Source organism: Lactimicrobium massiliense (assembly GCF_900343155.1).
GTDB classification, from domain to species: Bacteria; Bacillota_I; Bacilli_A; order Erysipelotrichales; family Erysipelotrichaceae; genus Bulleidia; species Bulleidia massiliensis.
In genome coordinates, this window is record NZ_OUNG01000003.1 from 97,420 (window position 1) to 110,676 (window position 13,257).

Genomic DNA, 13,257 nt, shown 5'->3' on the forward strand with positions numbered 1-13,257 from the left:
TAAGTGGGGGTGTATTTCTATGTATATTCATGAACTGGCAGAACTGACCAATACCAATCCCGAAACGATCCGGATGTACCGTAAGAAAGGCCTGCTGCATCCATCCAGACAGAAAAACGGTTATTACGATTATTCCATGGCAGACTTTGCGTCTCTCATACACCTGCGCAAACTGCGTGAATATACAATGTCGCTCAATGATATCGACCATGCTCTCTCTGCATCCAATCCCATGAAGCTGCTGGACAGTTTCAGCCAGAAGGAGCAGGCAATCAAAGAACAGATTGCGGGGCTGCAGGAAAAAATACGTTTTCTGGAACTGGAAAAGCGGCATATCTGCGAAACCATGAGTGAAGGCTTTGACAGCGTACAGATCATGCAGTCCGTTGACACCAAGATTGACTTCTATCCGCCCTTCCAGGAAGCTGCCTCAACTCTGCTGTCACTGCACTATCTGACCACAACGATCTGCCTGTATATACCAAAAGAGATTCTGAATGGCCCCATCATAGACAAAGAGATTCCCCTGCAGGCAGGTATCGGCACCTACAAATACATGCTTAAAGATGATGCAGACATACCGGAAAAGGCCGTGGTGATTCCCAACGGCAGGTGCATTTCCCAGTTGATTTCCCTGCAGGATCTGACCCGCATCAATATTCTTTCCCTGGCACCGATGATGGCCTATGCCAGAACAAACAAAACACCTTTTCTGTCTGATACCACAGCCTATCTTGCTGCAGTCAATTACCAGCAGGATAAACCGGTCTATACATTCCGGCTGCGTGCCTGCATAGAAAAAAATGATATCCGTGATCCGGATACCAGGATTTCTCAGAACTGATTTTCAACGCCAAGCAGTTTTGCATTGACAAGACGTGTAAACAAAGAGACAAGCGGGCCCAGCAGGAAGGTACATACAAGTGTGCCGATGCCGATCAGGCCGCCGGAAAGCCATGCCACAAGTGCACACATGGCATCTGTGAATACCCGGCAGCCAAAATATGGCAGATGCAGATGATCGCGCAGACTGATTGCTGCATAGTCATACGGAGCAATACCTTCGTTGGATGCCTGGTATAAAGAAGAACCGTAGCAGGTAACCACCACCGCCGCAAGCATGATCACAATCTTTACCGAAAATGTCTGCGGCAAAGAGAAAGCAGCTGTCAGCATATTGTAAAAGAAGGTCACCATATAGCCAAGCAGGCCGCCATTGACCAGAGTTCCCCAGCCAATGTACTGTTTTCCAGCCAGGAACTCTACCACCAGCAGCACAATATTTACCAGTAACTGCCAGTTGCCAAGCTGCCAGCCGATCTTGTTTGAAATGGCAATGTTCATCGCAGTATACGCATCATTGCCTGTCAGCGAAAAACGGAATACAGCAATGCCCAGTGCCAGAATCACATTGCCTGCAACCATACCGGTAATTCTCCGGCCGCGATTTTCTTTGTTCATTTTGAATCACTCACAAACTTTCTATCTCTATGATATCTCAGTTCATGACAAAACGAAAAAATCCGGAATGAATTCCGGATCGATCATGGAGCGCGTGAGCAGAATTGAACTGCCGTGTCCACCTTGGCAAGGTGGCGTTCTACCATTGAACTACACGCGCACAATAGAGGCGGTTCTGACGAGATTCGAACTCGCGATCTTCTCCGTGACAGGGAGACGAGATAAGCCACTACTCCACAGAACCAGTATGGCGAGGAAAGAGGGATTTGAACCCTCGCGCCGGTTTCCCGACCTATGCCCTTAGCAGGGGCACCTCTTCGGCCTCTTGAGTATTTCCTCAATATCTGCCAAGCGCATATTGTGTTGCTCTTTTTTAGCGCTCATTCATATTACCATGGGGTATAATTGAAAGCAACTCTTTTTTTCTTTTTTGCAGAATTTTCTGCATTTTCATCTCTGACCACCTGATATCATACAACAGAAAGCATTACTGCATAAGCCTGTTTTCAGCTGCCTGCATCCAATATAATCAAGCCAGAAGACACAGAAAGGATTCCTCATGTCAAAAAAGAAATTCATTGTCTGTATCATTGCGTTTGTGATCTGTTATTTCCTGCTCAATGGCGTCCTGCTTGTTGCAACCGGCAAAGCAGGACCAGAGTGGATTGCGTATGCGATTAACAGTTTCATGAAATAAAAAGCTGGAGATTGCCAGGCTTCAATCAGCCCTGGCTGTCTCCAGCTTCTTTGTCTGTACATCATAGAAAGTCACAAGATCTTTGACATATCTGTTAAAGACTTCATCATTTGCCGCAAAGATTTCATGACGTGAATCATACTGCACAAGGGATGTGTTGGCAGAACGCATCTTGAAGATCTGCTCACCTTCATTCAGCACCATCGTATCCCGGCTTGCCTGACAGATCAGTACCGGAATCCGCACCTTTCCGGCATTCTGCAGTGCCTTCTCAGAGCCCTGCTTGGCAGCTCTTGCCCAGCCATAGGTACCGCCCCAGGTCTGATAATCCGGATCTGCCTGGCGCTGATGGAACTGATAGGCATAGCGCTTTTCACTGTCACAGGAAGAATTGGCAGGATCATACTTGCCCGTCCAGGCATGCTGGCCAGGTGCGTAGTCATCATCCAGATGCTTGACTTTGGCATAAACGGATAAAGCATCTACAGCCGGTTCCGGCAGCTTGCCAAAGTTCATTTCCAGCATAGGTGAAGAAAGAATGGCACAGGCAAAATCATCCGGATGTTCTTCCAGTTCCAGGGCTCCGGCAGCACCGCCCATGGAATGGGCAAACAGAAATCTCGGCAGGGCAGGATACTGCTTCCTGATCCAGTTGACATAGGCGTGGATGTCGCCGGCATACTCTTCAAAGGAGCCTACTGTAACTCTTTTATCCGCGAAGCAGCGGCGGTTGGATGATTTGCCATGTCCGCGCAGTTCCAGAAAGAACGGTGCATATCCCGCTTCATAGAAGTGCTGAAACAGTTCATGGTATTTGCCAAAGAAACCGCAGAAACCATGTACCATGACAATCACAACTTTGGCACGGTCTGGAATGGCATGATACGTATTCAGACTGGTTCCATCAAAAGAGGAAATCTCCTGTTGGATGGCATGCCGGGCAATCCAGGGGGCAGTCTTCTCTTCCAGCTCGCTCATGCATGTTCCTCAAAGAAGATTCTGGCTTTGTCAGGATAATTGGTAATGACGGCATCTGCCTTCATCTTGTCACAATATGCCCACAGCGTTTCATCATTGACGGTCCAGACATTGACAGCCATGCCAAACTTGTGGGCCTTTTCCACTACATCCTGATAGCGCAGATTGTAAACAGCCGGATGAATGGCATTCATGCCATACTTGTGAGCATATTCCGGCATATCAATCGGGCCATCCTCATACAGGAAGGCTACTTTTGCATTGGGATCCAGCTGTCTGACTTTCAAGGCAGAATAGTGATTGAAGGAAGAATAGATGACACGGTCCTGGAACCCATTGGCCCTGACCATTTCAATGATTTCTTCTTCAATGCCCTCATAATCAAAGATGCCGGTCTTGAGTTCAATATTGATCATCAGATTTGTCGGTTTCAGCAGATCAAACACTTCCTGCATCAGGGGAATATCCGCATGGCCCGCCTCAGGATGGGTCTTGTTGAAATTGAAGGTGCGCAGCTGCTCAAAGGTATAATCTTTCACCCAGCCAGTACCATTGGAAGTTCTGTCTATGTTTTCATCATGGATGACAACGATCTTCTTGTCCTTTGTATACTGGATATCCAGCTCCACGCCATCGGCGTGCTGCTTTGCGGCAAGGTCAAATGACAGTAATGTGTTCTCCGGCATATAGCCGCTGGCACCGCGGTGCGCCCAGATCTGATGTTTCATTGTTTATCCTTCTTTCTTTTTAAAAAGAGAAACGTCACTTCTGACGAATCTCCAGTCCAGCTTCCTGTGGGATCACTTCATACACACACATTGCATGTTTGTCATCTGCCACAGCAAACGTAAATTCACAATTGGTGCCAACACCCCAGCTGCCATGTGCATCTATGGCAATCAAAGACATCGGCTGGGCATAGCCATTGCGTCTGATCAAAGAATCATGAAGCTCTCTGACAGCCTGCTCCGCAGCACTCTGCACCGGCAGGCCAGCCTTCATAGCTGCCACTGCTGCATAGCTCAACGCACCCTTGGCAATCTCTTCACCCATGCCGGTAGCCGCAGCTGCACCAACTTCACTGTCCGCATAATAGCCAACACCTGGCATCGGCGTATCACCAACACGGCCCGGTTCCTTCATGAAAAGACCGGATGTTGAAGTCGTCGCACAGATCGTACCCTTCTGGTCCAGGGCCAGGAAGCAGACCGTATCGTGGCCGTCATAGGCTTTTAATGCTTCCACTTTCTTCTTCTCGAAGATTTCCTGTGCCTCCGGGGTAAGATTGTTGCGCTTTTCAAAACCATGTTCTTCTGCATACAGTGCTGCCCCTGCTCCGGTACGGAAATTATTGGCATCTCCATCCGCAAGCGACTGGGCAACAGCAGCCGGAGAACGAAACCCCTCCAGTGCCGATACAGCACCAAAATGCAGCGTGTCGCCATCCATATAGCCGGCATCCATGGCAATATGTCCATCTTTGCCAGGCAGTCCGCCATAGCCGACGGAATGAAATTCCGGATTATCCTCAACATCCTGCACACCGGCAAGTGTTGCCTGCTTTGCCGTACCGTTTTTTGCAAGAAGATCAGCAGCTTTGACTGCACCCTGTGCCGCCATTTCCCAGGTACCAATCACACACCAAGTCATATTCGTTCACCGGTTGAAAGCATCGGGCAGATCGTTCTCGAGAAGAATCGTATCCTCTCTTGAAGCATTTGCCCACACCCAGTTAAATGCCTCCTTTTCCCTTGCCAATACTACCACATGGCTCATATCAAAATCCACATCCTGCAGGCCAGCCAGAATCGGTTTTGTCTGGGCTTCACCTACCAGTACAACCCAGTCCGCCTTGCCCTTCATCTTCTGGCCAAAGCTGCGGTTGATTTCATCCTGCTTTGCGCCCAGATCAATCATGCCAGGGGTCACAATGATCCGCCTGCCCGGCATCATGCCAAGTACTTCCAGCGCCATAGCACTGCCGCTTGGATTGGCATTGAACGCATCATCGATGAAGCGGAAGCCATTGATCCGCTTCAGTTCCAGGCGGTGTTCCACCTGCTTCATATTCTTACAGCCTGCGGCAATGGCCTCCCACGATACATTGAGATACCGTGCACATGCCGCTGCCGCCAGAATATTCAGAATATTCAGCTCACCCAGCAGTTTTGTCTGCACAGGAATGCGCTCATTCCCATGCACAATCACAAACGAAGAACCCCAGGCGGAATAGGAAATATCTTCGGCATGATAATCTGCCTGCTGGCAGGCAATGCCATAGCTGATGACTTTGACCGGATTTACAATGTGATAATTCCGGATGAATTCATTGTCATAGTTCAGGATTGCCACGCCATCAGCTGGCAGTTTTTCAGCCATCTGCATCTTTTCTTTGATGATGTTTTCCTGGCTGCCAAATGTATTGAGATGCTGCGGCCCAATGGATGTCACAACACCGATGGAAGGATGGACAAAATTCATCAGTTCGGTAATGTCACCAACATGGTCTGCACCCATTTCGCACACAAATACCTGATGGATCGGTTTGAGCATTTCCCGGATCGTGCGGGTGATGCCCATCGGCGTATTGTAGGAAGCCGGCGTCATCAGTGTGTTGTACTTCTCAGACAGCACTGCCTGCATGATATTCTTGGTGGTTGTCTTACCGTAAGAACCGGTAATGCCGATCTTGATCAGACCGGTATGGCTGTTGAGAATCTTTTTTGCATCATTGAGATAGGACTGCTGTACGCCATGTTCAATCGGTGCAGTTATCCATCCCACTGCAAACAGCAGAATCCAGGGCAGGAAATAGCCAGCCGCTATCATCAGTCCATAGCTGAAACATGCCGGTACAAAAGCCAGAATCAGCCAGAGGGCAAGTATTTCCAGGATCACCAGCACAGCGATCTGCCGTTTTACTCTTGCCGTGACGACAAGCGGCTTGATGTACTGTTTTCCCTTTTCCATTGCCCGATGGTACAGTGCCATGACAATCTGCACGCATACAAATGGCCAGATCGTCACTTGAAACAGTGAAACCACAATAGAAATCAATACGATGGCAAGCGGAATAATACAGGATGAGACCTGATCATTCACAGATGTACGGATCCATTTGGCAAATCTTCCATTTTCATAGCGATTCTGCTGATACATATGCAGGGCATGCCTGGAAGGAATCCAGAGTGCCCACATGGTCAAAGCAAACAAAAGCAGTTTCGTGATCATGCATTTTCCTCTTTCAAAAAGATATCCAGTACGGCATTGAAGCGCTGCGGCTGATGCCAGTAAGCCCAATGGTCATCATGTTCAAAGACAGCCAGGCCGGCATCCGGCATCTTCTTTGCCATTTCCTGTCCCATCCATAACGGCACAGCTGTGTCATTTTCACCCCATACAAGCAGCACCGGGCATGTCACATCTTTCAATACCGGTGTGACATCATCATTGACGACTTTCACAAACGTGGGTTTCATGATGCCCTTGGCATTGCGGTAATCCTCAGAACCGGCTGATGCCTGCAGCTGGCGCAGCTTTTCTTCATTGTGGGTTGCCTTAAGAAACCATTTGCCTGCTTTATAAGCAGATACACGGATCTTTGCGTCCAAAGACTGCCTGGGACGGATGCCGGCAGCCCCGGTCAGACACATCTTTTTGACATCGTGGTGCTTTGCCGCATACCGGATCGCCACCCGGCAGCCAAAGGAATGGGCAATAATCACCGGATTTGCAATGTGATTCTGCTCCACAAAATCTTCAAAGAATTCCGTATATTCCGGTACACCCCAGGCGCGATCAGGCAGATCAGACTGGCCGTGTCCCGGGAAATCCAGACTGTAGACATGATAGCGGTCCTTGAAGTGCTCCATGATCTGCCCCATCATTTCCTTGTTCTGTCCCCAGCCATGCAGCAGAACCATATCCGGTCCTTCTCCAGCTTCTATATATGCCGTTTTCACATTGCGGCATGTACACCACTTCACCTCAGTGCTCATGGCTTTTCCTCCTGTCCCCCGCTGTTATGCGTTTCTTTCTTCTTTCTTCTGGATGGCTTTCTGCCTTCCCGCCATACCCGGAAGCACACGCCGCCCGGCAGGTTTTCTGCATCCACATGATAGCCATAGGTTGTGACCACCTTATAGACGATGGAAAGGCCAAGACCGAAGCGGCCATTGGTACCCTTCTCATACGGCCTAAAGATTCTCTCCAGATCCTCATCCGGAATCGGACTGCCATCATTGATGACACTCAGTTCATTTTCCTTCAGCACAATCCTGATATGGGATACCGCATACCGCAGGCCATTGTCAACCAGGTTTTCCACAACAATCCGCCATGGATCCTGGGCACCATGGAACAAGACATTTTCCTCGGTATCCTTTTCCAGTGAAATCTCCGGACGAATGACTTTCAAAGACAGAATGACCTGATCAATGACCTCATTCATGTCCACCGTATCACCATCCGGTGTTTCATCCTGCAGATAGTCCATCTTGTTTAGCACAATCAGGGACTGGACTTTCTTTTCCAGACGGTCCGCATGTTCAATGATGACATCAACACTCTTTTCCAATGTATCATATGGATAAATCCCATCCTTGATGCTCTCACCATACGACTTGATTGTGGCAATCGGTGTCTTGAGATCATGCGAAATATTCTGAATCATTTCCTGCTTCTGCTGGTTCTGTTTCTGCAGCTCACCTTCCATATCGCGCAATGCATCAGCGACCTGGCCGATGGCATCACGGCGGTGCACATTCAGCTGCGCCGGTTCATCATTCTTGACCTTTTCAATATAGGTGCGGATCTGTGACAAAGGCACGATCAAAGTGGATACCCACGCCATCAGAATGATGAACAGGACTAATACAACCAGTACATTCATCGTCACCACTTCATTGACAAGCGACGTCTTGAACTGCGTCTGGTAGGCATTGTCCATCACAGATATCAGCCAGCTACCATTTTTCATCAGTGTCATGGAATACAGATACGTAATCACACGGTCATCCACTTCTGAAGTGCACTTGTAATCCTGGGTACCGGAAACATCCTGCTCTGTATGGGACACGATGTCTTTCTGCAGATCCGACGGCAGTGATCTGGTGCCAAGCACGGTAATGGTACCGTCCTGGCAGACAGCATCCACGATTTCTGCATCTTCATTAGGCACAATCTCATCCAGATCACCATCATAGTTATCCAGATAGGACAGCAGGCTTTCCTGGGAATTGTGCAGCAGCCGGTACATTTCATTCTGGGAAAACTGGTCCAGTGCCGGTGAGAGAAAAGTGGAAATAAAGATGGCAAAGACGGAGATAAACAGGATGATGATCGCCAGCAGCTGCTGGTTCAGTGACAGCTCGCGCAGCCACAGATTGAGGCGCTTCATCCAAGCCGGTATCCGAATCCATAAATTGTGCGGATGCTCAGATTCGGCATCTTCTTTCTCAGCCTGCGCAGCGTATCATCCACCACCCGGTCACTGCCGTAATAATTTGTCTCCCACACCTTGGAAAGAATCTCATCACGCGGGAAGGCAGTGCCCTTATTGTTTACAAAAAGCATCAGAAGTTCAAATTCCTTGGTTGTCAGTTCAATCTGATTGTTTCCTTCAAAGACCATGCGCTGATTCTCATCGATCTCATAGCCATCGACTTCAATGCGTGCTCCTTCGTCTTTATACGTACGACGCATGACATTGTTCACCCGCAATACAAGTTCCTTGGGTGAAAACGGCTTGGTAATGTAGTCATCGCTGCCTTTTTCCAGGCCGATAATACGGTCAAACTCCTTGTCACGGGCAGACATGAAAATGACCGGTACATCCGGAGAATGGGCACGGATCTCATCAATCAGATCAAAGCCGGACTTGTCACCCAGCATGATGTCCAGAATCCACAGATGCACATCGTCATCATTTGTATGGGCACTGGCTTCATCAAAAGTCAGATAGGAGCGTACCTCATAGCCTTCCTTTTCCAGATACCGCTTGACCAGCTCATTCAGGTCTTTTTCATCTTCAACAATACAAATCACTTTTTTCATTGCAATCACCAGAATCATTTTAACACGTGCACATAAAAAAGCCGCCCGAATCAGGACGGCATCCATACATCATGCGCCAAATTTAGCCTTGATCACATCTGCAACCTGGCCGCATACCTGCTGGCAGATCTCATCCGTTTCCGCCTCTGCCATGACGCGCAGCAGCGGTTCCGTACCGGAAGGTCTCACCAGAATGCGTCCATTGCCATTCAGATCCTTGTTCACCCTGGCAATGGCTTCCTGGACTTCCGGATCATCCATGACCTTTGTCTTGTCATTGACTTTGACATTGACAAGCAGCTGTGGATAAATGCGCAGACCCTCACACAGCTCGGAAATACTCTTGCCCGTGTTCTTCATGACCTTGAGAATCGCAAGGGCTGTCACCAGGCCGTCACCGGTTGTCTCATGGCGCGAGAAGATGATATGGCCGCTCTGCTCACCGCCCAGGATATAGTCATTCTTGATCATGCAGTCATAGACATACTTATCACCAACATCCGTCTTGGCAACGTTGATATGTTCTCTCTCCATTGCTTTCCAAAGACCAAGGTTGGCCATAACGGTTGTCACAATCGTATTATTGGTCAGCACCCCTTTATCACGGTAATACTTGCCGCAGATATACAGGACATAGTCGCCATTGACCAGCTCACCATCCGGTCTGACCAGAATCTGTCTGTCTGCATCGCCATCAAATGTCAGGCCAAGATCATAGGAGCCAAGCTTCATATATTCCTGGAAGCGCTCCGGATGGGTGCTGCCGCACTTGCGGTTGATATTGGTGCCATTGGGATCATTGCAGAAGATCGTGCATTCTGCGCCAAGCCGGCGCAGTGCCTTCTCGGCAGTATAGGTTGCTGAGCCATTGGCGCAGTCCATCGCAATCTTAGTACCGTGCAGATCAAGCGGGAATTCGGAAACCACAAAGTTCAGATAGTGATCCAGACCCTCCGGATAATTCACAATCCGGCCGATCTCGCCTTCTGTCTTATATGGAATCTCAATCTTGCCATCAATATAATCCTCAATCAGTGCTTCCACTTCCCCCTGCAGCTTGACGCCCTGCTTGGAGAACACTTTGATGCCATTGTCATAGAATGGATTATGAGAGGCCGAGATCATGGCGCCAACCGCAAAATCCTCATGGACGGTCAGATAGCAGATCATCGGCGTCGGGCAGTATCCGGCAAGATACGCATCGCAGCCCTCTGATGTAATGCCGGCCGCAAGTGCCGACTCCAGCATATCACTGGAAAGACGGGTATCCTTGCCAATGACAATATTCTTCTTACCCTTCTGGCTGTAATACCAGCCAAGATATCTGCCAACCACAAAGGCGCGTTCTGCTGTCAGTCCTTCATTGGCCTTGCCGCGAATTCCATCTGTCCCAAAATACTTACCCATTGTTTGTATCTCCTTCTGTCTGAGTATCCTGTGTTGTATCCCCGATCACGTTCAGTTCATACGTATCTTCCAAAAGCTCATAGCGCACCAGGCCATTCTCCGGCTGGTCGATCTGCAGATCAAATGTCTGCAGGCCCGGCTGCGCATCAGACATGTCTATATATACCATAATATCATCTGCACTGACCGCTTTTATATTGTCGGCGGTACCATAGACCGTTACGCTCGTTGTCGTCTTGCCGTCCGGCTGGGTCGCTGTGTAATTGCCTGTATTGTTCTTGTAGTTGATCTTGACATTGTCAATCGTACGGCTTGTCTCATCGCCCAGCTTGACCGTCATGGTCACCTGTGAAATCGAGGCACTGGATACACCGGAAGGCAGGGTGATCGGCCGCAGTACCGTCGCATCTTTGGTCAATGTGCTGGCATCCAGAGTCACAGTCACCTTGTCTATGCCATCCAGCACAGACTGCGAGCCATAGATTGTCACAGTCTGCTGATCCAGGCCGATGCTGGCAATGGCTTTGCCATCCGGCACCTCACCGCTGACCTGCACCTGAATGCCCACCGTCTTACTGATCGAAGAAACCGGTACATGTACATGAACAGTGTCCGGCACAATATCCGCATTGACCACCTGGCCATCCGCATCATATGCCACAAGCCTGGCATCCTGATCAAAGTCGCTTGTCTGTCCTGACACATCAATCAGCGCCCGTATAAAGGCAATAGTATTCAAGGTATCACGGGATGCGCGCACATTGACCTTGGTATACTCAAACTCTGGTGTTCCTACGGAATATTTGCTGTCCATCTTATCCTGATTGACCAGATCATAAGACAGATCAAACTGTTCGGTTGTCTTTTTCTTCAGCGTTACCGTAACATTGGAAGGATCAATCTTGACATTGACCGAATCGCCAAACCCTTCTGCTTTCAGCTTGACATTGTGTGTGCCTTCTGACAGTCCTTCCAGATCGGCTGTGATGGTACCGTCACTGTTGAAGGCTGTGGTGACGCTGGTCGCATCACCGGTGATGGTGATATCACATGTGGAAGGCAGTCCGGAAAGCTCAAAGGCATCACTGTTATACTGGGCGGAAACAGTGACGTTGCTGCGGGAGCGGCTGCTGGTCATGCCGGTTGTCATGCTGCGCCAGGAATTGGCATTCACGGCCATATACATGATCACTGCCAATGCCAGAGCAACCCAGCGGGAATACTTCCGATTAAACAGAATCTTGTCCAGTGCGGTGGAAAACCAGCGCAGCAGTTTCAGCAGGAATTCTTCAAAGCGCTGGGATGTGCGTGCCATGCGGCGGGACTGCTCCGCAATTCTGCGGGCCAGATCGGTCTTGGCTGCCGAGCTTCTGCGGCGGTCTTTCTTGTCCTCAGGCATGCGGCTCATCTCCCTTCCCGTCATCATCTTCATCACTGCGTTTCAATCCGCTGACAGACTCAGGTTCAATCCTGGCATGTTCATGTGCCTTCTTTTCTTCGATTTCTGCCATCTGCTTCTCAGCTTCCGTAAAGGAAGGGATCTTTCGATCCTGCTGAGGATAGGAAGGTATTGGACGGTCATGCTTATGATTCTGCGGCAGTTTGATGCGGGCAGCCTCATCATGAAGCTCCTCCATCTTCTCCTCCTCTTTTTCCTGCTCACTCTCCGCATGGAAAAACGGAAAACGGCGGCTGGACGGTTCCTCCTGATCATTTCCGCTGCCAGTTTCTGTTTCATCATTGCCTGATTCACTGGCATCCACAGGTGTGCTCTGACCGCAGATCGTCCGCAGCAGATAGTCACGCAGCTGTCTCTCATTCACACTCATCATGCGGCCGCCCTCTGTTACGGATACATTGCCTGTCTCTTCGGAAACAACAACAGTCACTGCATCCGTAATCTCAGAAATGCCAACGGCGGCACGGTGGCGGGCACCATAGCGGCCGGGCAAGTCCAGATTGGTCGGCGGGAAATACGCACTTGCACACGCAATCTTATCTCCCTGGATAATAACAGCACCATCATGCAGCGGGGTGGTCGTCACAAAGATGGATGTCAGAATTTCCGCCGTCACATCACTGTTCAGCTTTGTGCCGGTCGCGACATAGTCATCCAGCGACTGGGAACGCTCAATCGAGATCAGTGCACCCGTCTTGTCCTTGCTCAACAGCATGACAGCAGTCACAATCTGATCCACCAGATGTTCTTTTTCATTGCCGCTGAGACTGGAAATCCGGCTGAACACGTTCGTTTTGCCAAGTTTTTCCAGCATGGAGCGCAGTTCCGGCTGAAAGATGATGATCAGAGCCAGAAAGCCCCAGTTGATGAACATATCCGCAAAGTATTTTACGGTTTTCAAGCCAAGCAGATTGGACAATGCATCGACGATGATGACAAGCAGAATCCCTTTAAAAATCTGCGTTGTCCGCGAATTGGAACGGGCCAGGCGCAGCACATAGTACAGAATCAGCCAGACAATGAAAATATCAGCCAGCGAGCGGATCACGCTGCCAAAACTATCCAGACTCCAGTTAAGAAACAGGCCAGACATGGAATCTCCTTTCCGAAAAGATGGTAACACTCTCTCCACCTTCCATTTTATTTGCATTCGGTAAGTTATGCCACCCTTACCTTCAGCACGCTAATGTACACTCTTAAA

13 protein-coding genes and 3 tRNA genes are annotated in these 13,257 nt (G+C 49.4%); 2 read left to right on the forward strand and 14 right to left on the reverse strand.

The genetic code is table 11. The annotated features are described in order from the left end of the window. Nucleotides 1–19: 19 nt before the first annotated feature. Complete coding sequence (locus DHU66_RS06240; RefSeq protein WP_108775023.1) at nucleotides 20–844, forward strand: MerR family transcriptional regulator; 825 nt, start codon at nucleotides 20–22, stop codon at nucleotides 842–844. On the opposite strand, the gene DHU66_RS06245 is transcribed toward DHU66_RS06240, so the two are convergent. The 4 genes from DHU66_RS06245 to DHU66_RS06260 all read right to left on the reverse strand — a co-directional run bounded on the left by DHU66_RS06245 (nucleotide 835) and on the right by DHU66_RS06260 (nucleotide 1,800). Then, on the reverse strand, nucleotides 835–1,461 hold the full coding sequence (locus DHU66_RS06245; protein WP_135358317.1) for a YczE/YyaS/YitT family protein: 627 nt from the start codon (nucleotides 1,459–1,461) through the stop codon (nucleotides 835–837). The two genes, DHU66_RS06240 and DHU66_RS06245, sit on opposite strands and share 10 nt — an antisense overlap. 86 nt (nucleotides 1,462–1,547) lie before the next feature. Beyond that, nucleotides 1,548–1,621, reverse strand: a tRNA-Gly gene (locus tag DHU66_RS06250). Nucleotides 1,622–1,631: 10 nt separating this feature from the next. Then, nucleotides 1,632–1,705: transfer RNA gene (locus DHU66_RS06255), tRNA-Asp, on the reverse strand. A gap of 4 nt (nucleotides 1,706–1,709) precedes the next feature. Next, nucleotides 1,710–1,800 (reverse strand) — tRNA-Ser (locus DHU66_RS06260). Nucleotides 1,801–2,020: 220 nt separating this feature from the next. On the opposite strand from DHU66_RS06260, the gene DHU66_RS12175 reads away from it, so the two are divergent. Beyond that, nucleotides 2,021–2,158, forward strand: coding sequence for a hypothetical protein (locus tag DHU66_RS12175; protein WP_167836293.1), 138 nt, complete (start codon nucleotides 2,021–2,023; stop codon nucleotides 2,156–2,158). 21 nt (nucleotides 2,159–2,179) lie between these two features. Here DHU66_RS12175 and DHU66_RS06265 read toward each other — a convergent pair whose 3' ends face one another. The 10 genes from DHU66_RS06265 to cdaA all read right to left on the reverse strand — a co-directional run bounded on the left by DHU66_RS06265 (nucleotide 2,180) and on the right by cdaA (nucleotide 13,149). Continuing rightward, entirely contained in the window at nucleotides 2,180–3,136 is a 957-nt protein-coding gene (locus DHU66_RS06265) for an alpha/beta fold hydrolase (protein WP_108775025.1), read from the reverse strand. Continuing rightward, nucleotides 3,133–3,864: a glycerophosphodiester phosphodiesterase gene (locus DHU66_RS06270; protein ID WP_108775026.1), complete on the reverse strand. Its 732-nt coding sequence runs from the start codon at nucleotides 3,862–3,864 to the stop codon at nucleotides 3,133–3,135. Before DHU66_RS06270 ends, DHU66_RS06265 begins: the two co-directional genes overlap by 4 nt. Nucleotides 3,865–3,898: 34 nt before the next feature. Continuing rightward, nucleotides 3,899–4,786, reverse strand: coding sequence for an isoaspartyl peptidase/L-asparaginase (locus DHU66_RS06275; RefSeq protein ID WP_108775027.1), 888 nt, complete (start codon nucleotides 4,784–4,786; stop codon nucleotides 3,899–3,901). Between the two features lie 6 nt (nucleotides 4,787–4,792). Next, nucleotides 4,793–6,367: a UDP-N-acetylmuramoyl-tripeptide--D-alanyl-D-alanine ligase gene (locus DHU66_RS06280; RefSeq protein WP_108775028.1), complete on the reverse strand. Its 1,575-nt coding sequence runs from the start codon at nucleotides 6,365–6,367 to the stop codon at nucleotides 4,793–4,795. Beyond that, the gene (locus DHU66_RS06285; RefSeq protein ID WP_108775029.1) at nucleotides 6,364–7,134 is read right to left on the reverse strand and encodes an alpha/beta fold hydrolase; all 771 of its coding nucleotides are present in this window, start codon (nucleotides 7,132–7,134) and stop codon (nucleotides 6,364–6,366) included. The genes DHU66_RS06280 and DHU66_RS06285 overlap by 4 nt, the downstream gene beginning before the upstream one ends. Further along, nucleotides 7,131–8,534 carry a HAMP domain-containing sensor histidine kinase gene (locus DHU66_RS06290; protein ID WP_108775030.1) on the reverse strand — a complete coding sequence of 468 codons (1,404 nt, stop codon included), beginning with the start codon at nucleotides 8,532–8,534 and terminating at the stop codon, nucleotides 7,131–7,133. Before DHU66_RS06290 ends, DHU66_RS06285 begins: the two co-directional genes overlap by 4 nt. Further along, nucleotides 8,531–9,190 carry a response regulator transcription factor gene (locus DHU66_RS06295; RefSeq protein WP_108775307.1) on the reverse strand — a complete coding sequence of 220 codons (660 nt, stop codon included), beginning with the start codon at nucleotides 9,188–9,190 and terminating at the stop codon, nucleotides 8,531–8,533. The genes DHU66_RS06290 and DHU66_RS06295 overlap by 4 nt, the downstream gene beginning before the upstream one ends. Before the next feature lie 69 nt (nucleotides 9,191–9,259). Then, nucleotides 9,260–10,597 carry a phosphoglucosamine mutase gene (gene glmM, locus DHU66_RS06300; protein ID WP_108775031.1) on the reverse strand — a complete coding sequence of 446 codons (1,338 nt, stop codon included), beginning with the start codon at nucleotides 10,595–10,597 and terminating at the stop codon, nucleotides 9,260–9,262. Beyond that, nucleotides 10,590–11,996: a CdaR family protein gene (locus DHU66_RS06305; protein WP_167836294.1), complete on the reverse strand. Its 1,407-nt coding sequence runs from the start codon at nucleotides 11,994–11,996 to the stop codon at nucleotides 10,590–10,592. Before DHU66_RS06305 ends, glmM begins: the two co-directional genes overlap by 8 nt. Next, nucleotides 11,989–13,149, reverse strand: coding sequence for a diadenylate cyclase CdaA (gene cdaA, locus DHU66_RS06310; RefSeq protein WP_108775033.1), 1,161 nt, complete (start codon nucleotides 13,147–13,149; stop codon nucleotides 11,989–11,991). Before cdaA ends, DHU66_RS06305 begins: the two co-directional genes overlap by 8 nt. Between the last annotated feature and the right edge of the window lie 108 nt (nucleotides 13,150–13,257).

Coding starts and splice junctions, on each gene's coding strand:
- DHU66_RS06240 (WP_108775023.1), top strand. CDS start 20: ATGTATATTCATGAACTGGCAGAACTGACCAATACCAATCCCGAAACG.
- DHU66_RS06245 (WP_135358317.1), bottom strand. CDS start 1,461: ATGAACAAAGAAAATCGCGGCCGGAGAATTACCGGTATGGTTGCAGGC.
- DHU66_RS12175 (WP_167836293.1), top strand. CDS start 2,021: ATGTCAAAAAAGAAATTCATTGTCTGTATCATTGCGTTTGTGATCTGT.
- DHU66_RS06265 (WP_108775025.1), bottom strand. CDS start 3,136: ATGAGCGAGCTGGAAGAGAAGACTGCCCCCTGGATTGCCCGGCATGCC.
- DHU66_RS06270 (WP_108775026.1), bottom strand. CDS start 3,864: ATGAAACATCAGATCTGGGCGCACCGCGGTGCCAGCGGCTATATGCCG.
- DHU66_RS06275 (WP_108775027.1), bottom strand. CDS start 4,786: ATGACTTGGTGTGTGATTGGTACCTGGGAAATGGCGGCACAGGGTGCA.
- DHU66_RS06280 (WP_108775028.1), bottom strand. CDS start 6,367: ATGATCACGAAACTGCTTTTGTTTGCTTTGACCATGTGGGCACTCTGG.
- DHU66_RS06285 (WP_108775029.1), bottom strand. CDS start 7,134: ATGAGCACTGAGGTGAAGTGGTGTACATGCCGCAATGTGAAAACGGCA.
- DHU66_RS06290 (WP_108775030.1), bottom strand. CDS start 8,534: ATGAAGCGCCTCAATCTGTGGCTGCGCGAGCTGTCACTGAACCAGCAG.
- DHU66_RS06295 (WP_108775307.1), bottom strand. CDS start 9,190: ATGAAAAAAGTGATTTGTATTGTTGAAGATGAAAAAGACCTGAATGAG.
- glmM (WP_108775031.1), bottom strand. CDS start 10,597: ATGGGTAAGTATTTTGGGACAGATGGAATTCGCGGCAAGGCCAATGAA.
- DHU66_RS06305 (WP_167836294.1), bottom strand. CDS start 11,996: ATGCCTGAGGACAAGAAAGACCGCCGCAGAAGCTCGGCAGCCAAGACC.
- cdaA (WP_108775033.1), bottom strand. CDS start 13,149: ATGTCTGGCCTGTTTCTTAACTGGAGTCTGGATAGTTTTGGCAGCGTG.